Here is a 26,239-nt window from a genome sequence, read left to right on the forward strand (position 1 = left end):
CCGCAATGGGCCCGCTTCATTTCTGTACGCTGTCATATAACTGTCACATTTCGTACATTTCACTGTCATCAAACTGTCCTATTTTCCCTCCAGCAGCAATCACTGACTCCTACTAAAAAGGCATTGAGCCTGATTTTTTTGAATCCCCTGGAGGGAACATGACACTGATGCGTAGCACCGTAGCCCGAATCCTCGCCGCCACCTTCGCAGTAAGCGCGGTTTCTGCTTTTGCAGCCACCGATCTGACGGGCGCAGGCGGGACATTCCCGGCGCCGGTTTATGCCAAGTGGGCAGCCGAGTACCAGCAAGCCACCGGTAGCAAAATCAACTATCAGGGTATTGGTTCTTCCGGCGGCGTGAAGCAAATCATCGCGAAAACCGTCGATTTCGGTGCGTCTGATGCGCCAATGAAAGAAGAAGATCTGCAGAAAAACGGCCTGTTCCAGTTCCCTACCGTCATTGGTGGTGTGGTGCTGGCGGTTAACATCCCAGGTGTGAAATCCGGTGAACTGACTCTTGACGGTAAAACCGTGGGCGACATCTACCTCGGCACCATCAAAAAGTGGAACGACCCGGCGATCACTAAACTGAACCCAGGCGTGAAACTGCCAGATTCCAACATCAACGTGGTTCGCCGCGCTGACGGTTCCGGTACTTCCTTCGTCTTCACCAGCTACCTGGCAAAAGTGAACGAAGAGTGGAACAGCAAAATCGGTAAAGGTAACACCGTTAACTGGCCAACCGGTCTGGGCGGTAAAGGTAACGACGGCGTGGCCGCGTTTGTACAGCGTCTGCCGGGTTCAATTGGCTATGTGGAATACGCTTACGCCAAGCAGAACAACCTGACCTACACCAAACTGGTTGATGCCGACGGTAAAGCGGTCGCACCAAGTGAAGAGAGCTTTGCTAACGCCGCGAAAGGCGCAGACTGGAGCAAAACCTTTGCTCAGGATCTGACCTTCCAGAAAGGCAACGATGCATGGCCGATCACCTCAACCACCTTCATCCTGATTTACAAAGATCAGGCGAATGCGGAGAAAGGTAGCGAAGTGCTGAAGTTCTTCGACTGGGCATACAAAGGTGGCAGCAAAACCGCAACCGACCTGGATTACGCCGCGCTGCCAGAAAGCGTAGCTAACCAGATTCGTGCAGCGTGGAAAGCGAACATCAAAGATAGCTCCGGTAAAGCGCTGTACCAGTAACAGATTGACCCGGCCAGCCGAGACGGTTGGCCAACCCCAATGGGCGGCCTGCGTGCCGCCCTGACATCCCCCTGAGAACAGAGAATTCTATGGCTGCCACTAAGCCGACGTTCAAAGCCCCCGGTAAACAAGGCGACATGATTTTCGGCGCGCTGGTGAAGCTATCCGCGCTTATCGTGTTGCTGTTGATGGGCGGCATTATCGTCTCCCTGATTTTCTCCTCCTGGCCAAGCATCCAAAAATTTGGTTTCTCTTTCCTGTGGAACAAAACCTGGGATGCGCCAAACGAACAATTTGGTGCGCTGGTACCGATTTACGGCACCCTCGTCACCTCGATTATTGCCTTGATCATTGCCGTGCCGGTGAGCTTCGGCATCGCGCTGTTCCTGACCGAACTGGCGCCAGGCTGGCTGCGTCGCCCGTTGGGCACCGCCATTGAGCTGCTGGCGGCCATCCCCAGCATCGTGTACGGCATGTGGGGCCTGTTTGTTTTCGCGCCGCTGTTCGCCGAATATTTCCAGACGCCGGTTGGCAACGTGATGGCGAATATCCCGATTGTCGGCACGCTATTCTCTGGCCCGGCATTCGGTATCGGTATTCTGGCGGCGGGCGTGATTCTCGCCATCATGATCATTCCGTACATCGCCTCGGTGATGCGCGACGTATTTGAACAAACGCCGGTGATGATGAAAGAGTCGGCTTACGGTATCGGCTGCACCACGTGGGAAGTGATCTGGCGCATCGTGCTGCCGTTCACCAAAAATGGCGTGATCGGCGGCGTGATGCTTGGCCTGGGCCGCGCGTTGGGTGAAACCATGGCGGTGACCTTTATCATCGGTAACACCTACCAGCTCGACAGCGCCTCGCTGTTTATGCCGGGCAACAGCATCACCTCCGCGTTGGCCAACGAATTCGCCGAAGCGGAATCCGGTGTTCACGTTGCGGCTCTGATGGAGCTGGGTCTGATTCTGTTCGTGATTACCTTTATCGTGCTGGCGATCTCCAAACTGATGATCCTGCGTTTGGCGAAGAGTGAAGGAGCCCGTTCATGACCGCTATTGAAGTTCAGGCTCGCGCTGAGCTGGAAGCCTCGCGCCGCAAAATGCAGGCATGGCGCAGTACTAAAAATAAAATTGCCCTGACGCTGTCGCTGATGACCATGGCATTCGGTCTGTTCTGGCTGGTGTGGATTCTGTTCACCACTGTTACGCGCGGCGTTGATGGGTTGAGCTGGGAGCTGTTTACCGAATCGACACCGCCGCCCAACACCGCAGGCGGTGGTTTAGCCAATGCCTTACTCGGCAGCGGTTTACTGATTTTCTGGTCAACGATCATCGGAACGCCGCTCGGCATCATGGCTGGGATTTATCTGGCGGAATATGGCCGTAAACACTGGCTGGCGGAAGTGATTCGCTTCATCAACGACATTCTGCTGTCAGCACCGTCGATTGTGGTGGGCCTGTTTGTTTACACCATTGTGGTATCGCAGATGCAGCACTTCTCCGGTTGGGCGGGCGTAGTAGCGCTGGCGCTGCTGCAAATCCCGATTGTGATTCGTACCTCCGAAAATATGCTGCGTCTGGTACCCGACAGCATGCGTGAAGCGGCTTATGCGCTGGGTACGCCGAAGTGGAAGATGATTTCGGCGATTACGCTGAAAGCCTCGGTTTCCGGCATCATCACCGGTGTGCTGTTGGCCGTGGCGCGTATCGCCGGTGAAACCGCACCGCTGCTGTTTACTGCGCTGTCGAACCAGTTCTGGAGCACCGACATGATGCAGCCGATCGCTAACCTGCCGGTCACCATCTTTAAATTCGCCATGAGCCCGTTTGCCGAGTGGCAAAGCCTGGCGTGGGCGGGTGTGCTGATTATTACCGTGTGCGTGCTGCTGCTGAACATTGTGGCGCGTGTGGTTTTCGCCAAGGGCAAACACTAATTTCCCGGCGCGGCTTCGGCGGCGCTGCTTATGAGAGACGAGAATGAGTAACGTGACTTCATCAGCCGGTAAAATTCAGGTCCGTAATCTGAACTTCTATTACGGTAAGTTTCACGCGCTGAAAAACATCAATCTGGATATCACCAAAAACCAGGTGACCGCGTTTATCGGCCCATCAGGCTGCGGTAAATCCACTTTGCTGCGCACCTTCAACAAAATGTACTCGCTCTATCCGGAGCAGCGTGCTGAAGGTGACATCCTGCTGGATGGCGATAACATTCTGGCTTCCAATCAGGATATCGCCCTGCTGCGCGCACGCGTCGGTATGGTGTTCCAGAAGCCTACGCCATTCCCGATGTCGATTTATGACAACATCGCCTTCGGCGTGCGGCTGTTTGAGAAGCTGTCGCGTGCCGATATGGATGAGCGCGTGCAGTGGGCGCTGACCAAAGCCGCGCTGTGGAATGAAACCAAAGACAAGCTGCATCAGAGCGGTTACAGTCTTTCCGGCGGTCAGCAGCAGCGTTTGTGCATCGCCCGCGGCATCGCGATTCGCCCGGAAGTGCTGTTGCTGGATGAGCCTTGCTCCGCGCTGGATCCGATCTCAACCGGTCGTATTGAAGAGCTGATCACCGAACTGAAGCAGGATTACACTGTGGTGATCGTGACTCACAACATGCAGCAGGCTGCGCGTTGTTCTGACCACACCGCTTTTATGTATCTGGGCGAGCTGATTGAGTTCAGCGATACCGATACCTTGTTCACTAAGCCCGCAAAGAAGCAGACCGAAGATTACATCACCGGTCGTTACGGCTGATTCAGGAGACGCACATGGATAATTTAAATCTGAACAAACACATCTCCGGTCAGTTCAACGCGGAGCTGGAGCACATTCGCACGCAAGTGATGATCATGGGCGGCATGGTTGAGAAGCAGCTGATGGACGCCATCACCGCGATGCACAACCAGGATGGCGAGCTGGCGCGTCACGTCATTGACGGCGACCAGAAGGTTAACATGATGGAAGTGGAGATTGATGAAGCCTGCGTGCGCATCATCGCCAAACGCCAACCGACCGCCAGCGATTTGCGCCTGGTAATGGCGATCATCAAGACCATTTCTGAGCTGGAACGCATTGGCGACGTGGCGGAAAAAATCAGCCGCACCGCGCTGGAGAAGTTCAGCCAGCAGCATCTGCCGCTACTGGTGAGCCTTGAAGCGCTTGGTCATCACACCGTGCAGATGCTGCACGACGTGCTGGATGCGTTCGCGCGCATGGATCTCAACGAAGCCATCAAAATCTACCGCGAAGATAAGAAGGTGGATAAAGAGTACGAAGGCATCGTGCGTCAGCTGATGACCTACATGATGGAAGATCCGCGCACTATCCCAAGCGTGCTGACCGCGCTGTTCTGCGCCCGCGCCATCGAGCGTATCGGCGATCGCTGCCAGAACATTTGCGAAATTATCTTCTATTTCGTCAAAGGTCAGGATTTCCGTCATGTGGGCGGCGACAAGCTGGATGAACTGCTGTCGGGCGATGACGGCAGCAATAAACCCTCTTGATTGATGCGTCGGCGGCCCGTTGCCACTGTGGCTAACGGGCTGCCTGCTTAAATTCTGTCTGTTCTCATCGATTCCCTCTCTTTATACTTGGCGCACTTTTTTCTGCCAGGTGCTGTTACATGTCTTCCCCAACTCCTAAAAAACAAGCCATTACACCGGCGAAAGCCATGGTGGCGGCTATCAGCGGCTACGCGATGGACGGATTTGATCTGCTGATTCTTGGTTTTATGCTGCCGGCGATCAGCGTCTCGCTGGCGCTCGATCCTTCTCAGGCCGGTTCGCTAGTCACCTGGACGCTGATCGGCGCGGTGATCGGCGGCATCGTGTTTGGCCATCTCAGCGATCGCTATGGTCGCATCCGTATCCTTACCGTCACTATTCTGGTGTTCTCGGTATTCACTGGCTTGTGCGCTGTGGCGCAGGGTTATTGGGATCTGCTGGTGTACCGCACGCTGGCGGGCGTGGGATTGGGCGGCGAGTTCGGCATCGGCATGGCGCTGATTGCCGAAGCCTGGCCGAAAGAGAAGCGCAACCGCGCCTCGGCGTGGGTGGGCATTGGCTGGCAGCTCGGTGTGCTGCTGGCGGCCTTTATCACGCCGCCGCTGCTGAGCGTGATTGGCTGGCGCGGCATGTTCCTCGTCGGTTTGCTGCCGGCGCTGGTCTCCTTTGTGATTCGCCGCAGCATGGGCGAGCCGGAGAGCTTTACCCGCCACGTGGAGAAAACGCCGCAGCTCTCGTTTGGCGCACGTCTTAAATTGCTGTTTGCCGATCGCGCCACCAGTAAAGCCAGCCTGGGGATTTTCATTCTCTGCTCGGTGCAGAACTTTGGTTACTACGGATTGATGATCTGGATGCCGAGCTATCTGTCGTCCAGCTTCGGTTTCAGCCTGACCAAATCAGGCTTGTGGACCGCGGTGACGGTGGTGGGCATGACGTTCGGCATCTGGCTGTTTGGCGTGCTGGCCGATCGTTTCGCGCGCTGGAAAATCTTCCTGCTGTATCAGTTTGGCGCGGTGGTGATGGTGGTGGTGTATGCGCAGCTGCGCGATCCTACGGTGATGCTGTTTACCGGCGCGCTGATGGGGATGTTTGTGAACGGCATGATCGGCGGCTACGGCGCGCTGATTTCCGATACTTTCCCACCGCAGGCGCGCGCAACAGCGCAGAACGTGTTGTTTAATTTGGGGCGTGGCGTAGGCGGGTTTGGTCCATTGGTGATTGGCCTGCTGGCGACCAATATCTCTTTCACCGCGGCGATCACGCTGCTGGCGCTGATTTATCTGCTGGATATCGCCGCCACGCTGTTCCTGCTACCGAAGAAGCAGAGCAACGAGGATTCGTTAGGGGCGATTGGCTGATTTGGATTGTGCTGACTGTCCCCCTCCTCGGTCCTCCCCCATGAATGGGGGAGGAAGATGCTGCAATATGTGAGTTGGGAGTTGCATGTGGCAGCATCTCCTTCCCCCATTCATGGGGGAAGGTCGGGATGGGGGACAGCCAGCACTACCCCACCAAATCCCAGCCACGCGCGCGCCACAAATCCGGCAACTGCGCCATATCATCAAAGCGCGTCACCAGCGGATGATCGAGTTCGGGATTGTGCGCATCGGCGCAGTAGTAAAACACCGGAATCCCGGCCGCGATCCCGGCACGCGCGCCCGCTTCGGAATCATCCACCAGAATGCACTTCTCAATCGGCACCTGCATCTGCTCGGCGGCGTGATACATCAATTCCGGATCCGGCTTCCAGTGGTTAATGTCATACCCGCTGTACAGCTTGCCATCGAGATACGGCAGCATGCCGGTCAATCCCAGCGAATGCTGCATCTTCTTCACCGTGCCGTTTGAAACCACACACGTTGGCACTTTCACGCGCTCCACCAGCGCTTTGGCACCGGCAATCGGCTTTAAATCGAGATCAAATAATCTCGCCACTTCGGCGCGATAGGCGGTTTCCACTTCTTCGAGCGGCAGTTCAACCTGATGTTCGGCCGCCACATCGCGGATGATGTCGTAGAGCTTTACCCCTTTATACTGCTCAAACATTTGCTGCAGAGAGCGTTCAATACCGTAGCGGGCAAAGGTGTTGACGTAAGCTTGCGTACAGATCACTTCGCTGTCGACCAGCGTGCCGTCGCAATCAAAAAAAATACATTCCACCGACATCGCACATCATCCTTTTGTTAAACAATAAGCTGACACTCTAGCGCACTGAGCGTAGAAAGCGACCCTGAGCAACCGGTTGCGAAAAATCAGTGTTTTGCCACGCTAAACTCTATAGGATACGCGGCGATAAATTTTTTAGCGGAACAGTGGAATGACTAATCAGGGCCTTTTGCAGCGCATCTTTAAACTGCAGGAACACGGAACCACCGTGCGTACCGAAGTGATTGCCGGTTGCACGACTTTCCTGACGATGGTGTACATCGTTTTCGTTAACCCGCAAATTCTCGGTGTAGCGGGCATGGATACGCAGGCAGTGTTTGTTACTACCTGCTTGATTGCCGCGTTCGGCAGTATTCTGATGGGGCTGGTGGCGAATTTGCCGGTAGCACTGGCACCGGCGATGGGCCTGAACGCCTTCTTCGCCTTTGTGGTGGTCGGGGCCATGGGATACTCGTGGCAGATTGGTATGGGCGCGATTTTCTGGGGCGCGCTGGGTCTGCTGATCCTCACACTGCTGCGCGTGCGTTACTGGATGATTGCTAACATTCCGCTCAGCCTGCGTGTTGGCATCACTGCCGGTATTGGTCTGTTTATCGCCATGATGGGGCTGAAAAACGCCGGAATTATCGTGCCAAACGCCGATACCATTGTAGCTGTGGGTAATCTGACCTCACACAGCGTGCTGCTTGGGGCGCTGGGTTTCTTCATCATCGCAATTCTGGCTTCCCGCAATATCCATGCGGCGGTGCTGGTGTCGATTGTGGTGACGACCGCGCTGGGCTTGATCATTGGCGATGTGAAATTCAGCGGCGTGATCGCCGCTCCGCCAGCGATCACTTCTGTTGTAGGCCAGGTTGATATCAAAGGCGCGTTCAATATCGGCATGGCCGGGGTGATCTTCTCCTTTATGCTGGTCAATCTGTTCGACTCCTCCGGCACGCTGATTGGCGTGACCGATAAAGCCGGGCTGACCGACGAGAAAGGCACTTTCCCACGCATGAAGCAGGCGCTGTACGTTGATAGCATCAGTTCGGTGACCGGTTCGCTGATTGGTACCTCATCGGTAACCGCCTACATTGAAAGTTCGTCCGGCGTGGCGATCGGCGGTCGTACCGGCCTGATGGCGGTGATCACCGGGATTCTGTTCCTGCTGGTGATGTTCCTGTCACCGCTGGCGGCGATGGTGCCCTCTTATGCGGCGGCGGGTGCGCTGATTTACGTTGGCGTATTGATGACGGCGTCGCTGTCACGCGTGCAGTGGGACGATCTCACCGAAGCGGTGCCAGCGTTTGTTACTGCGGCGATGATGCCGTTCAGCTTCTCGATCACGGAAGGTATCGCGCTGGGCTTTATCTCTTACTGCGTGATGAAGTTGGGAACCGGCCGCTGGCGTGAAATCAGCCCGTGCGTGGTGGTGGTCGCGCTACTGTTCGTGCTGAAAATCGTCTTTATCGATGCCCACTAAACAGTAAAGGCCGCTGATGCGGCCTTTTTTACGGATGTCCCATCTCATGCGGCGTGACCAAACTGGTCAGGCGCAGCGTATGCGGCCCTATATTGGGTTTACTCATCTCGACATCGCGCAGTGCTTGCCACTGCTGCGCGCCATCAATCTCCCACAGATGTAAGCGTTCGGTGCCGGGCGACAGCGCGCACGACCACACCAGCGTGGGCTCAGCATCACACACCGCCTGAATATCGGGGAACACGGTGGAACGCAGCCGACCGGCCGCAGGATGCAAACGCAGTGAATCAATACCGCTATCGGTTTCGCCGGTGAGCTTGAGAATGCTTTGGCGCAGCGTCCAGATTTGCGTCAGCGCTTCCATGAAATCCTGCTGCGCGTTAATCCATGCTTTTTCGCCGGAGGAGAGATCCTGTGTCAGCATATCCTGTGTTTGGCGACTGTGTGCGCGCACAATTTCCATATCCAGTCCGGCGCGGCCGCCTTCTTCGGCCAGCAGCACACCGATAGTGTTTCCGGCGTAGGAGATGCTGAAATCGGGCAGGTTGGCATCGGCAAAACAGGGACGTCCGCTGCTGCTGGTCGTTAGCGCGGGGAGTTCGCGGATACCGTAGACGCGTAACATCAGCTGAGCCAGCAGTTCGCGTGCGGCGAGAAAGCGTCCGCGACGCTTGTCAGCGAAGCGCTGAGCGCTGTTGATTACTTCTTGTGGCACCCGCATGTTCTCAGAAGAAAAGGGCGGATTACCTATCCAACGTACAAAATGACTAGCCATCTGTCGCTCCATGAAAATGGTCGAATAATCATCAGTGCTATTGTAAGAATTTTCTCATGGGTTTGCATCCGGCTTAAGATGGAATAGGCGATATTTCAGATAAGGACGAAGCCATGCGGCAATCCCATTTGGCAACTTTGCATAGAACGCTTTTGCAGAAACCTGCCGGATTGAGTGCCTAACTGTGTGATGTGGTGTAGGATTTGGGCAGTAAAACAGCACATCAAAGTGCGCTAACTCTTCATTCATCTGCCCATTGTGCGCATGGTTAAAACAGGCACGTCGGAGTTTTTTATGTCAGATACCGCTATTTCTCGCCAGGAATCGATCTCGCTTGATGAGTTTCGTCACGGCATGCGTCGCTTAACCGCGGGTGTTTCTCTGGTTACCACCGAATTTCAGGGCGAAAAGCTGGGGCTGATTGCCACGTCGGTCAGTTCGCTGGCGGCTGAGCCACCCAGCCTGCTGGTGTGCGTGAATCGTAGCGCGTCCAGTCATGATGCTTTTATCGCAGCCGGCCATTTTGCCGTGAACGTGCTGCGTGAGCAGCATGACGACTTATGTGCCCAGTTCAGCCAATCCTCACGCCGCGCCGAGCGTTTTCAAAACGGTACGTGGCAGACGCTGAATACCGGCGCGCCGATTCTGGCTGATGCGCTGGTGAGTTTTGATTGCCAGCTGGAGAAGGTAGTGGAGTGGAACACGCACAGCGTGCTGCTGGCGCGTATCGTGGGCATTGCTCTGCCAGGTGAAGCGGCAGAGCCGATGATCTACTTCAACAGCGGCTTCCATTCACTGGGATAACCGCTTGAAACGGGCGTCGTGGGCTAAGCCCGACGCCTTTTCTCAATCAGGCAAAGGTGCTGGCTTCATCAAAGCCGAGACGCGGCAGACGCGCGTGCAGTTTGCTGGCTTCGCCATAGCCGAGATTGATCAGTAAGTTCACCTGCCATTTGCTCTCGCTAAAGAAGGCGTCGTTCACTTTTGACGGATCGAAACCGGACATCGGGCCGGCATCCAGGCCCAGCGAACGCGCGGCCAGAATCAAATAACCTGCCTGCAAGCTGCTGTTACGGAACGCGGTCTCTTTCGCCAGATCCGGGCTGCTGGTAAACCAGCTGCGCGCATCACCATGCGGGAACAGCTTCGGCAGCGCTTCGTAGAACTCAGGATCCCACGCCACGATCACCGTTACCGGAGCGGACATGGTTTTGTCGACGTTGCCGGAGGAGAGCGCGGGTTTCAGCTTCTCTTTGCCTTCCTGCGAGGTCACAAACACAAAACGGCCCGGCGAGCAGTTAGCCGAGGTTGGGCCCAGCGCGGTCAGGTGATAGAGCTGCTCCAGCACCTCCCGAGAAACCGGTTTGTCCTGCCAATAGCTGTGGGTGCGGGCTTCAATGAACAGCGTGTTCAGCGCCACGCTGTCGAGCGATGTACTCATGTTTCTCTCCTGTTCAGGCAGCAACTTGCGCCCAATATTTAGCATGAATAATGAATGTACCCAGCAGGACCTGTTCGCCGGGCAATGATCGTTATACTGCAAAGGCGTGGGAGAGCCAAATAACAAAGACGCATGTCTACCGGGCGCCAGATGCGCGTGAATGCGCACCCGACATGAGAACGCCGCAGGCCATTACTTACCAATACAGAAACTGGAGAAAATTCTGCCCAGCAAATCGTCGGAGGTGAATTCACCGGTGATTTCGCTCAGCGCCTGCTGCGCTAACCGTAACTCTTCTGCCAGTAATTCGCCGGCCCACGCGCCTAACAGCTGATGCTTGCCCTGCTGCAAGTGCGTTGCGGCTAACTCCAGTGCTTGCAGATGGCGGCGGCGTGCGAGAAATCCGCCTTCCATATTGCCGGCAAATCCCATGCTCTGTTTCAGGTGATCGCGCAGCGCTTCCACACCTTCACCGGTGCGCGCCGAGAGACGAATCAGTGAGTGACCGTTCACTTCAGTGAGACCCAGCACTTCGCCGGTCATATCCGCTTTGTTACGCACCACGGTAATTGGCAGCGCTTCCGGCAAACGGGCAACAAAATCTGGCCAGATGGCGGCGGCTTCAGTCGCGTCGGTGGTGGTGCCATCGACCATAAACAGCACGCGGTCGGCCTGCTCGATCTCCTGCCACGCGCGTTCAATACCAATGCGCTCGACCTCGTCGCTGGCTTCACGTAAACCGGCAGTATCGATGATGTGCAGCGGCATGCCGTCGATATGGATATGCTCGCGCAGGACGTCGCGCGTGGTGCCAGCGATATCAGTCACAATCGCCGCTTCGCGTCCGGCTAAGGCATTCAGCAGGCTCGATTTTCCGGCATTGGGACGACCGGCAATCACCACTTTCATCCCTTCACGTAGCAGGCTGCCCTGACGCGCTTCGGCACGCACGCCGTCGAGGTCGCCGATCACCACATTGAGCTGTGCTTCAATTTTGCCGTCGGAAAGGAAATCGATCTCCTCATCCGGGAAGTCGATGGCCGCTTCCACATAGATGCGCAGGTGAGTAAGTGCTTCCACAAGTGCGTTGATGCGCAGGGAAAACGCGCCCTGCAGCGAGTTTACCGCCGAGCGGGCGGCTTGCTCTGAGCTGGCATCGATCAGATCGGCAATCGCTTCGGCTTGCGCCAAATCGAGCTTGTCGTTAAGGAAGGCGCGTTCGGAGAATTCACCTGGTTGCGCAATGCGTAAGCCGGGCAGCGCCACGATGCGCTTGAGCAGCAGGTCGAGAATCACCGGGCCGCCGTGGCCTTGCAGCTCCAGCACATCTTCACCAGTGAAGGAGTTCGGGCCAGGAAACCACAGCGCAATGCCCTGATCCAGCACGCTGCCATCGGCGTCGGTAAAGGGCAGATAGTCGGCATAGCGCGGCTTTGGCAGCTTGCCGAGCACGGCTTGCGCTACCTCAGCGGCTTTGGCGCCGGAGATACGCAGAATGCCAACGCCGCCACGGCCGGGAGGCGTCGCCTGGGCAACGATAGTGTCGCTGTGGCTCATGATTCCACCTTAAACTTTTAGGGTATTAATAAATAAAAATAGGGCGACATAAATGTCGCCCTTTGATTATACGCTGCTGCTGGTTGCAGTCAGGCGTTATGCTTTCTTCTTGTCGCGGCTATGCAGACCACGTTTTTCCAGGCCGCGATAAATCAGCTGCTGCTGGAGAATGGTCACCAGGTTGCTGACGATGTAGTACAGCACCAGACCTGATGGGAACCACAGGAAGAACACGGTAAAGATCACCGGCATGTAGGTCATGATCTTCTGCTGCATCGGATCGGTCACGGTGGTCGGTGACATCTTCTGAATGAAGAACATGGTGATACCCATGATGATCGGCAGAATGTAATACGGATCCTGCGCTGACAGGTCATGAATCCATAGAATAAACGGCGCATGACGCAGTTCAACCGAGCCTGACAGCATGTAGTACAAGGCCAGGAAGATTGGCATCTGGATAACCAGTGGCAGACAGCCGCCCAGCGGGTTCACTTTCTCCGCCTTATACAGCGCCATCATTTCCTGGCTCTGTTTCTGCTTATCATCGCCCAGACGTTCACGCATCGCCTGAATCTTTGGCTGCAGCATACGCATCTTCGCCATCGAGGTGTACTGCGCTTTGGTCAGCGGGTACATGATGCCACGCACGATGAAGGTGATAACGATAATGGAGAAGCCCCAGTTACCGATAAAGCTGTGGATGAACTTCAGCAGCTTAAACAGCGGCTGCGAGATGAACCACAACCAGCCGTAATCTACGGTCAGATCCAGGTGAGGCGCGATGGCTGCCATCTGGTCCTGAATTTCCGGGCCTACCCACAGCGTTGCGCCGAGATCTTGCTGTGCGCCTGCGCCAACGGTCACAGGAGCAGATTTGTAGCCAATTGCCGCTACGCCATTGCCGAGGTTAGTGGTGTACAGCGTGTTATTACCCTGCGTGCGCGGCACCCAGGCGGTAGCAAAGTACTGCTGCAGCATCGCCACCCAACCATTGCTGGTGGTGGTGTTCAGGTTCTCGTTATCCGCGATGGTGTCGAATTTATATTTTTCGTATTTCGCATCGCTGGTTGAGTACGCTGCGCCACGGAAGGTGTGCAGAGCAAAGTTGTTGCTGCCGGTATCGCGGTGCTTAGGCACCTCGATGGTCTGCTTCAACTGACCAAACATCGACACTTCCAGCGGCTGCTGAGTGGTGTTGTTGATGTTGTAGTCAACGTTTACCGCATACTCACCGCGCTTGAAGACGAAAGTCTTGGTGTAAACCACGCCGTTTTCACCGGTCCAGCTCAACGGTACGCGCAGTTCGCTCTGGCCATCTGCCATCACGAAGCTATCTTGCGAAGTGGTATACAGCGGACGTGCGCCATTGTTCGGGTTATCCGGGCCGTTGCGGCCAGTTAAGCCACTCTGCGCCTGATAAACGAAGGCCGGTGTAGTTTCAAGCAGCTGGAACGGTGCATCTGAACCCAGTTTGTCCGGGTAAGTCAGCAGCTGAGCCTGCTCAATATCGCCACCACGCGTATTGATGTTGAGTGACAGGACATCTGTCTTAACGGTGATCGTTTTGCCCTGTCCGCTAGCCGGCACGCCGGAAGTGGCGGCATCACCCGCTGCGCTGTTTGTGTTTTGCGTGGTCTGGGTTTGCTGTGGCTGCGGAGCGTGGTCCGTCTGCCAGGCTTGCCAGATCATAAAAGACACGAACAGAAAAGCGATGAGAAAGAGATTGCGTTGCGAATCCATCGTTAATGTTCTCTGGTATCAAAGGTTTTTGGCGGCACAGGATCGTCACCACCCGGGTTCAAAGGGTGGCATTTTAATACGCGTTTTATCGTCAACCAACTGCCTTTTACAACGCCAAAGCGGCGCAAGGCCTCAATCCCATACTGCGAACAGGTGGGATGGAACCGGCAATGAGGTCCCAGCAGTGGGCTGATGGCGCGTTGATAAACGCGTATCAGGGCAATCAGGAGCCGCGAGCCAGGCGACAGTGACGACGCCATAGTTTCTCCAACGCTTCCGTCAGCGCACGGTTATCCAGGTCAGCAATCCCTTTTTTAGCCACGATCACAAAATCCATTGCAGGGAGCTCATGTTGACGCAGACGAAAGCTTTCGCGGGTCAATCGCTTGATCCGGTTGCGTTCATGGGCGCGTTTTACATGTTTTTTTGCGACGGTGAGACCGATGCGGGGATGCCCCAGCGCGTTAAGTCGGCCGAGTATGGTGATTTGCGGCGTACCGGCTCGTTGTGGCTGCTGGAAGACGAAAGTGAAATGAGTGGGAGTTAACAAACGTAACTCCCTGGGAAATGCGAGCTTAACCACGAGGGTTAGCTTTATTACTTAGAAACGGTCAGACGAGAACGGCCTTTAGCACGACGACGTGCCAGAACCTGACGACCATTTTTTGTTGCCATACGAGCACGGAAACCGTGTGAACGGTTGCGCTTCAGTACGGACGGTTGAAAAGTGCGTTTCATGGCGATTTCTACCTAAACTTGAAAATTTTCACTGGGTGACGCGTTTTCGGGCCAGTAAATCGACCAACGCCTCAATGTGTCTTTAATAAAGAGGCGGGATTGTAATAATTGTACAGTCCAGAGTCAATTCACTTCGCTGGTCGCGGCACCTGGAAACCCAGATACAGCCCGCTGATTCCGGGCATCAAGGCTTCACGCAATAATGCCGGGTGGGGAATTATACGGGCTGTGGGTTAAAGCGCAAGGATCGCGCAGGATCTTCTTGCGATCAGTTTGCAGATTTGCTGCGCGGAAACGAGAGCTTGCCAGAAAAATTAACGCTTTCAGCCACATTAACGCTGGCTTTTTTCGCAGAAAGCGTAAACTCATTATCGCTTCAGTAGCCTGTGGATAAATTGGATCAAAACTGTGTAGAAAGGGAAGATCTCTGTGCAGCTTTACGTTATGATCCGCCCTTCCGCTGACGATCCTCGCTGCGATCGCCGGGGAAGACTACCGCGAATAGCGGTCGCAGGCGCTTTCCAACCGTCTGTGTCTAAAAATTACGTTTCTATTTATTAGCGCCTAAAATTCTTATCGATTTTGTACGAGTGGAGTCCGCCGTGTCACTTACGCTTTGGCAACAGTGTCTTGCCCGTTTGCAGGATGAGCTTCCTGCCACCGAATTCAGCATGTGGATTCGTCCGCTGCAAGCTGAATTAAACGACAATACGCTGACCTTGTATGCACCAAATCGGTTTGTACTCGACTGGGTTAGAGATAAATATCTCAATAGTATCAATGGGCTGCTGAATGAATTCTGCGGTGCAAATGTGCCGTTACTGCGTTTCGAAGTCGGTACGCGCCCTGCAGCACAGGTCACTACTAACCAACCGGCGATGGCCAGTTACAATGCGCCCGCGCCGATCGAAAATCGTCCGGCACCCGCGCAAATTTTGCGTCCAAGTTGGGATTCTGTTCCCGCACCGGCCGATGTGACTTACCGCTCCAATGTGAATAACCGTCATAACTTCGACAACTTCGTTGAAGGTAAATCGAACCAGCTGGCGCGCGCGGCGGCACGTCAGGTGGCGGATAATCCTGGCGGCGCTTATAACCCACTGTTCCTTTATGGCGGCACCGGCCTGGGTAAAACTCACCTGTTGCACGCGGTGGGTAACGGCATTATTGCGCGCAAGCCCAATGCCAAAGTGGTGTACATGCACTCTGAGCGTTTTGTGCAGGACATGGTTAAAGCCTTGCAGAACAACGCCATTGAAGAGTTTAAGCGTTACTACCGCTCGGTTGATGCGCTGCTGATCGATGACATTCAATTCTTTGCTAATAAAGAGCGCTCGCAGGAAGAGTTCTTCCATACCTTCAACGCGCTGCTGGAAGGCAATCAACAGATCATCCTGACCTCGGATCGCTATCCAAAAGAGATCAACGGCGTAGAAGATCGCCTGAAATCACGTTTTGGTTGGGGATTAACGGTGGCGATCGAGCCGCCTGAACTGGAAACGCGTGTCGCGATCCTGATGAAGAAAGCCGATGAAAACGATATTCGCCTGCCGGGTGAAGTCGCCTTCTTTATTGCTAAGCGTTTGCGTTCTAATGTCCGCGAGCTGGAAGGCGCGCTGAACCGCGTGATTGCCAACGCGAACTTTACCGGTCGCGCGATTACCATCGATTTCGTGCGCGAAGCGCTGCGCGATCTGCTGGCGCTGCAGGAAAAGCTGGTCACCATCGATAATATTCAGAAAACGGTGGCCGAGTATTACAAAATTAAAGTGGCGGATTTGCTGTCGAAACGCCGTTCGCGTTCGGTAGCGCGTCCGCGCCAGATGGCGATGGCGATGGCGAAAGAGCTCACCAATCACAGCTTGCCGGAGATTGGCGATGCGTTTGGTGGTCGCGACCATACCACCGTGCTTCACGCTTGCCGTAAAATCGAGCAGCTGCGTGAAGAGAGCCACGACATTAAAGAAGATTTCTCTAACCTCATTCGAACACTATCTTCCTGACGCATATGAAATTTATTGTAGAACGTGAGCAGTTACTGAAGCCACTGCAACAGGTTAGCGGCCCACTTGGCGGACGCCCGACGCTGCCAATCCTCGGAAATTTACTGCTGCAAGTAAGCGAAGGCTCGCTGCGCTTGACCGGTACCGATCTGGAAATGGAAATGGTAGCCCGTGTTGCGCTGACGCAGCCACACGAGCCGGGCGCCACCACGGTTCCTGCGCGTAAATTCCTCGATATTTGCCGCGGTTTGCCGGAAGGCGCTGAAATCAGCCTGACGCTGGAAGGCGACAGAATGCTGGTGCGTTCTGGCCGCAGCCGTTTCTCGCTGTCAACGCTGCCCGCCAGCGACTTTCCGAATCTGGATGACTGGCAGAGCGAGGTGGAATTCACCTTGCCGCAGGCGACGCTAAAACGCCTGATTGAAGCCACGCAGTTCTCAATGGCGCATCAGGATGTGCGTTATTACCTCAACGGTATGCTGTTCGAAACCGAAGGCGAAGAGTTGCGTACCGTCGCCACCGATGGTCACCGCCTTGCAGTGTGCTCCATGCCGATTGGTCAGGCGCTGCCAAACCATTCGGTGATCGTGCCGCGTAAAGGGGTGATTGAGTTGATGCGTTTGCTCGACGGTGGCGAAACGCCGCTGCAGGTGCAAATCGGCAGCAGCAACATCCGCGCACACGTTGGCGACTTTATCTTTACGTCGAAGCTGGTTGATGGCCGTTTCCCGGATTATCGCCGCGTATTGCCGAAGAATCCCGACAAAGCGCTGGAAGCCGGCTGTGATATTTTGAAGCAGGCGTTTGCGCGTGCGGCGATTCTCTCGAATGAGAAATTCCGCGGTGTTCGCATCTACATCACCGAAAATCAGCTCAAGATCACGGCGAATAACCCAGAGCAGGAAGAAGCGGAAGAGATGCTGGATGTCTCTTACAACGGCACCGATCTGGAGATTGGCTTCAACGTCAGTTACGTGCTGGATGTGTTGAATGCGCTCAAGTGCGAGAACGTGCGTTTGCTGCTGACCGATGGCGTATCGAGCGTGCAGATTGAGGATGTGGCCAGTCCGGCTGCAGCCTACGTCGTGATGCCAATGCGTTTATAAATATCGGCCTGGCTTACTTGCCATTCTGGTCCCGGGCAGTGCTCGCCCTTGGTCACATACTTCAGTATGCTCCCAAGTTCTGCGCGCTGGCCGTAACCAGACTGGCTGCGCCGCCGACGGCCTGGATCTCAAATGTTAGGTAAAATCCCCTTCTCGCTGGATTCGTTATGGCTTTAACCCGCCTCCTGATTAAAGATTTTCGCAATATCGAGCAGGCCGATCTGGCTTTGGCGCCGGGATTTAATTTCCTTGTCGGTGCCAACGGCAGCGGTAAAACCAGCGTGCTGGAGGCGATTTACACGCTGGGGCACGGTCGCGCATTTCGCAGTTTGCAAGCGGGCCGTGTGATTCGTCACGATCAGGACGCCTTTGTGCTGCACGGCCGCATTGAAGGCAGCGAACGTGAAATGTCGGTCGGTCTGACCAAGAATCGCGCTGGCGACAGCAAAGTGCGTATTGATGGCAGCGATGGTCACAAAGTCGCCGAGTTGGCGCAGCTGCTGCCGATGCAACTGATTACGCCGGAAGGTTTTACCCTGCTCAATGGCGGTCCAAAATACCGTCGAGCCTACATCGATTGGGGCTGCTTTCACGCCTCGCCTGGTTTTTTCCATGCCTGGAGCAATTTGCGTCGCCTGCTGAAACAGCGCAATGCGGCGCTGCGTCAGGTTTCGCGCTACAGCCAGATTCGTCCGTGGGATCAGGAACTGGTGCCGCTGGCCGAACAGATCAGCGCCTGGCGCGCCGAATACAGCGCGGCGATTTCCCGCGAGATCATCGCCACCTGCGGTCAGTTTTTACCGGAGTTTGCGTTGACGTTCTCTTTCCAGCGCGGCTGGGATAAAGAGAGCGACTACGCCGAACTGCTGGAACGCAATTTCGAGCGCGACCGCGCGCTCACGTATACCGCCAGCGGCCCGCATAAAGCCGATTTTCGCATCCGTGCTGAGGGCACGCCGGTGGAAGATTTACTCTCACGCGGCCAGTTAAAACTGCTGATGTGCGCGCTGCGCTTAGCGCAGGGCGAATACCTGACGCGCAGCAGCGGACAACGCTGTTTGTATTTGATTGATGACTTTGCCTCAGAGCTGGATGACACCCGTCGTCGGCTGTTAGCTGAACGCCTAAAAGCCACGCAGGCTCAAGTATTTGTCAGCGCCATTGGTGTCGAGCATGTAATCGACATGAGTGATGAAAAGGGCAAGATGTTCCGCGTGGAACAGGGTAAAATAGTGGTTCAACCTGAAGATTAAATGAGCGAGAAACGTTGATGTCGAATTCTTATGACTCCTCAAGTATCAAAGTCCTGAAAGGGCTTGATGCGGTACGCAAACGCCCGGGTATGTACATCGGCGATACGGATGACGGCACCGGTCTGCATCACATGGTATTCGAAGTCGTGGATAACGCAATCGACGAAGCGCTCGCCGGTCACTGTAGTGATATTACCGTTACTATTCATGCAGATAACTCTGTCTCGGTGCAAGATGATGGTCGTGGTATTCCTACCGGCATTCACCCGGAAGAGGGCGTCTCTGCTGCTGAAGTGATCATGACCGTCCTGCACGCAGGCGGTAAATTTGATGATAACTCATATAAAGTTTCCGGTGGTCTGCATGGCGTTGGCGTTTCAGTCGTAAATGCCCTGTCACAGAAGCTGGAGCTGACCATTCGCCGTGAAGGCAAAGTGCATCAGCAGGTTTATCAGCACGGTGTGCCGCAGGCACCGCTGGCGGTGTCCGGTGATACCGATGCAACCGGTACCCGCGTGCGTTTCTGGCCGAGCTACGAAACCTTCACCAACGTGATTGAGTTTGAGTACGAAATCCTGGCGAAACGCCTGCGTGAACTGTCGTTCCTGAACTCTGGCGTTTCGATTCGTCTGGAAGACAAACGCGACGGCAAGAACGATCACTTCCACTACGAAGGCGGCATCAAGGCGTTCGTAGAGTATCTCAACAAGAATAAAACCCCGATTCACCCAACGGTGTTCTACTTCTCGACGGAGAAAGATGGCATTGGCGTGGAAGTGGCGCTGCAGTGGAACGATGGTTTCCAGGAAAACATCTACTGCTTCACCAACAACATTCCACAGCGCGACGGCGGTACGCACCTGGCGGGCTTCCGTGCGGCAATGACGCGTACGCTGAATGCCTACATGGATAAAGAAGGCTACAGCAAAAAAGCCAAAGTCAGTGCGACCGGTGATGATGCGCGTGAAGGCCTGATTGCAGTGGTTTCCGTGAAAGTGCCGGATCCGAAATTCTCTTCTCAGACCAAAGATAAGCTGGTCTCTTCAGAGGTGAAATCGGCGGTTGAGCAGCAGATGAACGAACTGCTGGCGGAATACTTGTTGGAAAATCCGTCTGACGCGAAAATCGTGGTCGGCAAAATTATCGATGCAGCGCGTGCGCGTGAAGCTGCCCGTCGAGCTCGTGAAATGACGCGCCGCAAAGGCGCGCTGGATTTGGCCGGTCTGCCGGGCAAACTGGCCGACTGTCAGGAGCGCGATCCGGCGCTGTCTGAAATCTACCTGGTGGAGGGTGACTCTGCAGGCGGATCAGCCAAACAGGGTCGTAACCGTAAGAATCAGGCGATTCTGCCGCTGAAGGGTAAAATCCTGAACGTGGAGAAAGCGCGTTTCGACAAGATGCTCGCTTCGCAGGAAGTTGCCACGCTGATCACCGCGCTGGGCTGTGGTATCGGCCGTGATGAATACAATCCGGACAAACTGCGTTATCACAGCATCATCATCATGACCGATGCGGACGTCGACGGCTCGCACATTCGTACGCTGCTGTTGACCTTCTTCTACCGTCAGATGCCAGAAATCGTCGAACGTGGTCACGTCTATATTGCGCAGCCGCCGCTGTACAAAGTGAAGAAAGGCAAGCAAGAACAGTATATTAAAGACGACGAAGCGATGGATCAGTATCAGATTTCCATCGCCCTCGATGGCGCAACGCTGCACACCAACGCCAGCGCACCGGCGTTAGGCGGCCAGCCGCTGGAAACGCTGGTGGCGGATTTCAACGGCACGCAGCGCATGATCAAACGTATGGAGCGCCGTTTCCCTACGGCTCTGCTGCGCGGCCTGATCTACCATCCGACCTTAAGCGACCTCAGCGATGAAGCCGCTGTAAAAGGCTGGATCGACGGTTTAGTGGCGTATCTGACTGAGCGTGAAGCGCACGGCAGCAGCTATCTGGCCCATGTCCGCGCCAACCATGAGCAGAAGTTTGAACCGGTGCTGCGTGTGCGTACGCACGGCGTTGATACCGATTATCCGCTGGATAGCGAATTCATCGATGGACCGGAATACCGCAAAATCTGTGCGCTGGGCGAGCAGCTGCGTGGCCTGATCGAAGAAGATGCCTATATCGAACGTGGCGAACGTCGTCAGCCGGTCACCAGCTTCGAGCAGGCGATTGAGTGGCTGGTGAAAGAGTCCCGTCGCGGTCTGTCAGTACAGCGTTATAAAGGTTTGGGTGAGATGAACCCAGAGCAGCTGTGGGAAACCACCATGGATCCCGATAGCCGCCGCATGTTGCGCGTGACCATCAAGGATGCGATTGCTGCCGATCAGCTGTTCACCACCTTGATGGGCGATGCGGTAGAACCGCGCCGCGCCTTCATCGAAGAGAATGCGCTGAAAGCCGCCAACATCGATATCTGATCGACACGGCAACACGTAAAAACCCTTCCCTGGTGGAAGGGTTTTTTTGTTTTCCGCCCGGCAAAACGCGCAAAGCCCGCTGCGGTAAAAAATCTGAATGGGGCGCGAAACTGGTCAATGTGAGCTGAATCGCGCTAGCATTGATCAAAACCCTGACTCAATGAGGACGTTATGGCTATAAAACTGGTTGCAATCGATATGGACGGCACGCTGCTCAATCCGCAGCACGAGATCACGCCTGCCGTTAAATCGGCCATTGAACGCGCGCATAAAAAAGGTGTGATGGTGGTGCTCACCACCGGCCGGCCGTTTGTCGGTATTCAGCGCTATCTGATGGAGCTGAATCTGGTTGATGAAGGCCAATATTGCATCAGCTATAACGGTGCGCTGGTGCATCGCGCTAATGATGGCGAGTGCGTCGCGGAAATCACCTTGGGTTTCGACGACTATCTGTATATCGAACAGCTGGCGCGCGATCTTGGCGTCCACTTCCAGGCCTTCGATAAATCTTTCCTCTATACGCCGAACAAAGACATCAGTGAGTTCACCATCCACGAAGCGAGTCTGACCGGCATTCCGGTGCGCTATCGTTCTGTGGAAGAGATGGATCGCGCCACGCGTTTCCCTAAGCTGATGATGATCGATAAGCCCGATCTGCTGGATTCTGCCATTCAGCGCTTGCCGCAGCAGGCGCGTGACAACTACACCATCCTCAAAAGCGCACCTTATTATCTCGAAATCCTCGATGCCCGCGTGAATAAAGGGCAAGGCGTGAAAATGCTGGCTGAGAAGCTCGGCCTGGCGCGTGAAGAGGTGATGGCGATTGGCGATCAGGAAAACGATCTGGCGATGATTGAGTATGCAGGAACCGGCGTAGCAATGGGCAATGCGATTGATTCCGTGAAGAAAATCGCGCAATTCATCACCAAAACCAACATGGAACACGGCGTAGCGCACGCCATTGAAGAGCTGGTGCTGTAAACCCTCGTTATTCCTCGTCACGCTGTTTTTAGGTCGCCATCCATGGCGACACTTCAAATCTCACCAAGCCTTCATAAGGTCGCCATTTATGGCGACCTTATCGCGTTATGACACATGACTTGTCTATTTTGTGATCCACATTGTAGTACAACTTGGATTAATGGTACTACAATCGACAACGCAGGTCAGGGCGGCCGTTAGGCTTCGCCAGGCGAAAGCAGTAATCTGATGCGTACCTGCCTTTCACTGAATGGAACATCATGACGCAAGAACAACTAAGCAAAACAGAGCGCATCATCCTGACGCTGGGTGAAGAGATTGTGGCCGGCAAGTTTGTGCCGGGCGCGGCGTTACCCGCGGAAGCTGAGCTGTGTGAACGCTTCGGCACCTCGCGCAATATCATCCGCGAAGTGTTTCGCTCGCTGATGGCGAAACGCTTGATGGAGATGAAACGCTATCGCGGCGCGTTCGTCACGCCGCGCAATCACTGGAACTATCTGGATAGCGACGTCTTGCAGTGGGCGCTGGCGCACGATCAGGACCCGCGTCTGATTGCCGCCATGAACGAAGTGCGTGTGCTGGTCGAGCCGCAGATTGCACGCTGGTCTGCCGAGCGCGCCACCTCAAGCGATCTGGCTGCGATTGAACTGGCGTACAACGACATGGTGGCCAACCATCTCAATCGTGATGCCTTTAATGAAGCGGATATCCGCTATCACGAAGCGGTGCTGAATTCGGTACACAATCCGGTGCTGCAGCAGCTCAACGTGGCGATCAGCCAGCTGCAAAAAGCGGTGTTCGCGCAAACTTACATGGCGGACGAAGGCAACATGCCGCGTACGCTTGCCGAACATAAAGCGCTGTTTGATGCCATTCGTCATCAGGATGGCGATGCTGCCGAGCAGGCGGCGAAAGCGATGATTGCCAGCTCAACGGCGCGACTCAAGGAGATTATGTGACCAGCTATATCGCGATTGATTGGGGCTCAACCAACCTGCGCGCCTGGCATTACCAAGCCGGCGTTTGCATCGATGAGCGTCGTTCGGAAGCCGGCGTCACGCGCCTGGGCGATCGCACACCCGCCGAAGTGTTTGCCAGCGTCACCGCAGGTTGGCCAGTCAATGACGTGCCGGTGGTGATGGCGGGCATGGTAGGCAGCAATGCCGGCTGGCGGTCGGTGCCCTATCTCTCCTGTCCAGTGCCGCTGGGTGACATCGCTAGCCGCCTGACGCGCGTCGAGGATAAAGCGTGGATCGTGCCGGGATTGAGCGTCGAAGGTGCCGACAACTACAACGTGATGCGCGGTGAAGAGACGCAGCTGCTTGGCGCGCTGGAACTGCAGCCTGCGCCGCTCTATGTGATGCCAGGCACGCACGCCAAATGGGTGCAGATGGAACAGGATCGCGTGCTGGATTTCCGCACCGTGATGACCGGCGAACTGCATCATCTGCTGCTCAAACAGTCGCTGGTTGGCGCAGGTTTACCCGAACAGCAAGAGAACGCGGCGGCTTTCCGCGCAGGTGTGCAAGTCGGCAGCAACGATGCCTCGATTCTGGCGCGCCTGTTTGAAGTGCGTGCTTCACACGTACTCGGCGCGCGCGATCGCCGCCATATCAGCGACTTTCTTTCAGGCTTGCTGATTGGTCACGAAGTGGCGCTGATGACGCAACAGGCCGACGCCGCAAGCCAACCGATCACCATTATTGCCGGTAGCGCGCTGGCGCAACGTTATCAGCAGGCGCTGCAGTTTATCGGCATGGATTCAGTCACGCTGGAAGGCGATCGTGCTTTCCAGAACGGAATAAGGAGTATTGCGAATGTCCTGGCAAACTAAAGTCCCGCTGATCGCCATTCTGCGCGGCATCACGCCGGATGAAGCCGAAGCGCACGTTGGCGCGCTGATTGAAGCGGGTTTCGATGCGATTGAAATCCCGCTCAATTCACCGGAGTGGGCGAAAAGCATCGGCGCGATGGTGAAAACCTTCGGCGATAAAGCGCTGATTGGCGCCGGTACGGTGCTGAATCCGGCGCAGGTTGATGAGCTGGCGACGCTGAACAGCAAATTGGTCGTCACGCCGAATACCGATGCTGCGGTGATCCGCCAGGCGGTCGCCAAAGGGATGATCGTTGCCGCCGGTTGCGCTACCGCGACGGAAGCGTTCACCGCCTTACAGGCCGGTGCGCAGGCGCTGAAAATTTTCCCATCGTCAGCCTTTGGTCCGGGCTACATCAAAGCGCTGAAAGCGGTGCTGCCGCCAGAGGTGCCGGTGTTTGCCGTGGGCGGCGTGACGCCGGAAAACCTGCATGAATTTATGGCCGCAGGCTGCATTGGCGCGGGCTTAGGCAGCGATCTCTATCGCGCCGGTCAACCGCTGTCACGCACTGTGGAACAAGCTCGCGCATTTATTGCTGCATATAAGGACGCTGTACGATGAAAATTACCAAACTGACCACTTATCGCCTGCCGCCGCGCTGGATGTTCCTGAAAATCGAAACTGACGAAGGCATCGTTGGCTGGGGCGAACCGGTGATTGAAGGCCGCGCGCGCAGCGTGGAAGCGGCGGTGCATGAGCTGTCGGAATACCTGATTGGTCAGGATCCAGCACGCATCAACGACTTATGGCAGGTGATGTATCGCGGCGGCTTCTATCGCGGCGGCCCGATCCTGATGAGCGCCATCGCCGGTATCGATCAGGCGTTGTGGGATATCAAAGGCAAAGCGCTCGGCGTGCCGGTTTATCAACTGCTTGGCGGATTAGTGCGTGACAGCATTAAAGCTTACAGCTGGGTGGGCGGCGATCGTCCGGCCGACGTGATTGACGGCATTAAGAAACTGCGCACCATCGGTTTTGATACCTTCAAACTCAACGGCTGCGAAGAGATGGGCATTATCGATAACGCGCGCAAAGTCGATGACGCGGTGAATACCGTAGCGCAAATTCGTGAAGCCTTCGGTAAAGAGATTGAATTTGGCCTCGATTTCCACGGCCGCGTCAGCGCGCCAATGGCAAAAGTGCTGATCAAAGAGCTGGAGCCGTATCGCCCGCTGTTTATCGAAGAGCCGGTGCTGGCGGAGCAGGCGGAATATTATCCGCGTCTGGCGGCGCAGACTCATATTCCGATCGCCGCTGGCGAACGCATGTTCTCGCGCTTCGAGTTCAAACGCGTGCTGGAAGCGGGTGGACTGGCGATTCTGCAACCGGATCTGTCACACGCGGGCGGTATCACCGAGTGCTACAAAATTGCCGCGATGGCCGAATCTTACGATGTGGCGCTGGCGCCTCACTGTCCGCTCGGCCCAATTGCGCTGGCTGCGTGCCTGCACGTTGACTTCGTGTCACGCAATGCGGTGTTCCAGGAGCAAAGCATGGGGATTCACTATAATCAGGGCGCCGAACTGCTCGATTACGTGATCAATAAAGACGATTTTAAAATGGATGATGGTCATTTCTATCCGTTAAATAAACCGGGCCTCGGCGTGGAAATTAACGAAGAGCTGGTGATCGAGCGCAGTAAAAATGCCCCCGACTGGCGTAATCCACTATGGCGATTCCCGGACGGTTCAGTCGCTGAATGGTAAATACCCGTCATAATTCAAGCTGCAGATGCGTTGGCTGCGCTCATTCTTCCAGTCACTTACTAGTGTAAGCTCCGGGGGATTCATTCGCTTGCCGCCTTTCTGCAACTCGAATTCTTTAGGGTATTAAATTTTATTAAATCTCGATAATTATATGCCGGTGAAATAAGGCATAGGGCTGCGTTCAGCCTGTTTCCCGGCACAGCTTATTTACCGCTGACGCGGTTTTACCTTTGATATCGCTACCCTACATTTGCCGGGGCGTGCTCTGTCGTGCCCAAACGGCAAAACCGATTACGGAGAAACA

At 55.4% G+C, this 26,239-nt stretch carries 25 protein-coding genes; 17 read left to right on the forward strand and 8 right to left on the reverse strand.

The genetic code is table 11. The annotated features are described in order from the left end of the window. The first annotated feature begins 158 nt into the window (after window positions 1-158). The 6 genes from pstS to DEU53_RS20825 all read left to right on the forward strand — a co-directional run bounded on the left by pstS (window position 159) and on the right by DEU53_RS20825 (window position 6,062). The gene (pstS, locus tag DEU53_RS20800; protein WP_049852409.1) at window positions 159-1,202 is read left to right on the forward strand and encodes a phosphate ABC transporter substrate-binding protein PstS; all 1,044 of its coding nucleotides are present in this window, start codon (window positions 159-161) and stop codon (window positions 1,200-1,202) included. A gap of 89 nt (window positions 1,203-1,291) precedes the next feature. Beyond that, complete coding sequence (gene pstC / locus DEU53_RS20805; RefSeq protein WP_101763907.1) at window positions 1,292-2,254, forward strand: phosphate ABC transporter permease PstC; 963 nt, start codon at window positions 1,292-1,294, stop codon at window positions 2,252-2,254. Next, window positions 2,251-3,138 carry a phosphate ABC transporter permease PstA gene (gene pstA / locus DEU53_RS20810; RefSeq protein ID WP_101763906.1) on the forward strand — a complete coding sequence of 296 codons (888 nt, stop codon included), beginning with the start codon at window positions 2,251-2,253 and terminating at the stop codon, window positions 3,136-3,138. The genes pstC and pstA overlap by 4 nt, the downstream gene beginning before the upstream one ends. Window positions 3,139-3,181: 43 nt before the next feature. Continuing rightward, window positions 3,182-3,955 carry a phosphate ABC transporter ATP-binding protein PstB gene (gene pstB, locus DEU53_RS20815; RefSeq protein ID WP_101763905.1) on the forward strand — a complete coding sequence of 258 codons (774 nt, stop codon included), beginning with the start codon at window positions 3,182-3,184 and terminating at the stop codon, window positions 3,953-3,955. A gap of 14 nt (window positions 3,956-3,969) precedes the next feature. Continuing rightward, on the forward strand, window positions 3,970-4,704 hold the full coding sequence (gene phoU / locus DEU53_RS20820) for a phosphate signaling complex protein PhoU (protein WP_007893583.1): 735 nt from the start codon (window positions 3,970-3,972) through the stop codon (window positions 4,702-4,704). Between the two features lie 119 nt (window positions 4,705-4,823). Next, the gene (locus DEU53_RS20825; RefSeq protein WP_101763904.1) at window positions 4,824-6,062 is read left to right on the forward strand and encodes an MFS transporter; all 1,239 of its coding nucleotides are present in this window, start codon (window positions 4,824-4,826) and stop codon (window positions 6,060-6,062) included. A 145-nt stretch (window positions 6,063-6,207) separates the two neighbouring features. On the opposite strand, the gene yieH is transcribed toward DEU53_RS20825, so the two are convergent. Beyond that, window positions 6,208-6,870, reverse strand: coding sequence for a 6-phosphogluconate phosphatase (gene yieH, locus DEU53_RS20830; RefSeq protein ID WP_110868238.1), 663 nt, complete (start codon window positions 6,868-6,870; stop codon window positions 6,208-6,210). A gap of 151 nt (window positions 6,871-7,021) precedes the next feature. Here yieH and DEU53_RS20835 point away from each other — a divergent pair, with 151 nt between their 5' ends. Beyond that, window positions 7,022-8,335, forward strand: coding sequence for an NCS2 family permease (locus tag DEU53_RS20835; RefSeq protein WP_110868239.1), 1,314 nt, complete (start codon window positions 7,022-7,024; stop codon window positions 8,333-8,335). 28 nt (window positions 8,336-8,363) lie between these two features. Here the strand turns inward: DEU53_RS20835 and DEU53_RS20840 are convergent, their stop codons facing one another. Continuing rightward, window positions 8,364-9,110: a 4'-phosphopantetheinyl transferase superfamily protein gene (locus DEU53_RS20840; RefSeq protein ID WP_110868240.1), complete on the reverse strand. Its 747-nt coding sequence runs from the start codon at window positions 9,108-9,110 to the stop codon at window positions 8,364-8,366. Window positions 9,111-9,404: 294 nt separating this feature from the next. Here DEU53_RS20840 and DEU53_RS20845 point away from each other — a divergent pair, with 294 nt between their 5' ends. After that, window positions 9,405-9,914, forward strand: coding sequence for a flavin reductase family protein (locus DEU53_RS20845; RefSeq protein WP_101763900.1), 510 nt, complete (start codon window positions 9,405-9,407; stop codon window positions 9,912-9,914). Between the two features lie 46 nt (window positions 9,915-9,960). On the opposite strand, the gene DEU53_RS20850 is transcribed toward DEU53_RS20845, so the two are convergent. The 6 genes from DEU53_RS20850 to rpmH all read right to left on the reverse strand — a co-directional run bounded on the left by DEU53_RS20850 (window position 9,961) and on the right by rpmH (window position 14,589). Further along, window positions 9,961-10,551 (reverse strand): malonic semialdehyde reductase, encoded by a 591-nt coding sequence (locus tag DEU53_RS20850; protein WP_101763899.1) that lies wholly within the window; start codon window positions 10,549-10,551, stop codon window positions 9,961-9,963. Between the two features lie 192 nt (window positions 10,552-10,743). After that, window positions 10,744-12,108 (reverse strand): tRNA uridine-5-carboxymethylaminomethyl(34) synthesis GTPase MnmE, encoded by a 1,365-nt coding sequence (mnmE, locus tag DEU53_RS20855; RefSeq protein ID WP_008105304.1) that lies wholly within the window; start codon window positions 12,106-12,108, stop codon window positions 10,744-10,746. A 96-nt stretch (window positions 12,109-12,204) separates the two neighbouring features. Then, window positions 12,205-13,851 carry a membrane protein insertase YidC gene (gene yidC, locus DEU53_RS20860; RefSeq protein ID WP_110868241.1) on the reverse strand — a complete coding sequence of 549 codons (1,647 nt, stop codon included), beginning with the start codon at window positions 13,849-13,851 and terminating at the stop codon, window positions 12,205-12,207. Between the two features lie 2 nt (window positions 13,852-13,853). Next, window positions 13,854-14,111: a membrane protein insertion efficiency factor YidD gene (gene yidD / locus DEU53_RS20865; protein ID WP_007893564.1), complete on the reverse strand. Its 258-nt coding sequence runs from the start codon at window positions 14,109-14,111 to the stop codon at window positions 13,854-13,856. Next, on the reverse strand, window positions 14,075-14,434 hold the full coding sequence (gene rnpA / locus DEU53_RS20870) for a ribonuclease P protein component (protein WP_036648555.1): 360 nt from the start codon (window positions 14,432-14,434) through the stop codon (window positions 14,075-14,077). Before rnpA ends, yidD begins: the two co-directional genes overlap by 37 nt. Window positions 14,435-14,448: 14 nt before the next feature. Further along, window positions 14,449-14,589 (reverse strand): 50S ribosomal protein L34, encoded by a 141-nt coding sequence (gene rpmH, locus DEU53_RS20875; RefSeq protein ID WP_003849659.1) that lies wholly within the window; start codon window positions 14,587-14,589, stop codon window positions 14,449-14,451. Between the two features lie 602 nt (window positions 14,590-15,191). Between rpmH and dnaA the strand changes: the two genes are divergently transcribed. The 9 genes from dnaA to dgoD all read left to right on the forward strand — a co-directional run bounded on the left by dnaA (window position 15,192) and on the right by dgoD (window position 25,935). Then, window positions 15,192-16,592: a chromosomal replication initiator protein DnaA gene (gene dnaA / locus DEU53_RS20880; protein ID WP_101763897.1), complete on the forward strand. Its 1,401-nt coding sequence runs from the start codon at window positions 15,192-15,194 to the stop codon at window positions 16,590-16,592. A gap of 5 nt (window positions 16,593-16,597) precedes the next feature. Further along, entirely contained in the window at window positions 16,598-17,698 is a 1,101-nt protein-coding gene (gene dnaN / locus DEU53_RS20885) for a DNA polymerase III subunit beta (RefSeq protein WP_008105300.1), read from the forward strand. Window positions 17,699-17,865: 167 nt separating this feature from the next. Further along, window positions 17,866-18,951 (forward strand): DNA replication/repair protein RecF, encoded by a 1,086-nt coding sequence (gene recF / locus DEU53_RS20890; RefSeq protein WP_101763896.1) that lies wholly within the window; start codon window positions 17,866-17,868, stop codon window positions 18,949-18,951. A 17-nt stretch (window positions 18,952-18,968) separates the two neighbouring features. After that, window positions 18,969-21,374, forward strand: a complete 2,406-nt coding sequence (gene gyrB / locus DEU53_RS20895; RefSeq protein ID WP_101763895.1) for a DNA topoisomerase (ATP-hydrolyzing) subunit B — start codon at window positions 18,969-18,971, stop codon at window positions 21,372-21,374. Window positions 21,375-21,545: 171 nt separating this feature from the next. Continuing rightward, window positions 21,546-22,355 (forward strand): sugar-phosphatase, encoded by an 810-nt coding sequence (gene yidA / locus DEU53_RS20900; RefSeq protein WP_110868242.1) that lies wholly within the window; start codon window positions 21,546-21,548, stop codon window positions 22,353-22,355. 260 nt (window positions 22,356-22,615) lie between these two features. Further along, complete coding sequence (locus DEU53_RS20905; protein WP_101763893.1) at window positions 22,616-23,314, forward strand: FadR/GntR family transcriptional regulator; 699 nt, start codon at window positions 22,616-22,618, stop codon at window positions 23,312-23,314. Further along, window positions 23,311-24,189, forward strand: coding sequence for a 2-dehydro-3-deoxygalactonokinase (locus DEU53_RS20910; protein WP_110868243.1), 879 nt, complete (start codon window positions 23,311-23,313; stop codon window positions 24,187-24,189). Before DEU53_RS20905 ends, DEU53_RS20910 begins: the two co-directional genes overlap by 4 nt. Further along, window positions 24,173-24,790, forward strand: coding sequence for a 2-dehydro-3-deoxy-6-phosphogalactonate aldolase (locus DEU53_RS20915; protein WP_061719996.1), 618 nt, complete (start codon window positions 24,173-24,175; stop codon window positions 24,788-24,790). Before DEU53_RS20910 ends, DEU53_RS20915 begins: the two co-directional genes overlap by 17 nt. Then, the gene (dgoD, locus tag DEU53_RS20920; RefSeq protein ID WP_007893527.1) at window positions 24,787-25,935 is read left to right on the forward strand and encodes a galactonate dehydratase; all 1,149 of its coding nucleotides are present in this window, start codon (window positions 24,787-24,789) and stop codon (window positions 25,933-25,935) included. The genes DEU53_RS20915 and dgoD overlap by 4 nt, the downstream gene beginning before the upstream one ends. Window positions 25,936-26,239: the final 304 nt, after the last annotated feature.

This window comes from Pantoea sp. AG1095, from assembly GCF_003208415.1.
Classification (GTDB): Bacteria; Pseudomonadota; Gammaproteobacteria; order Enterobacterales; family Enterobacteriaceae; genus Pantoea; species Pantoea leporis.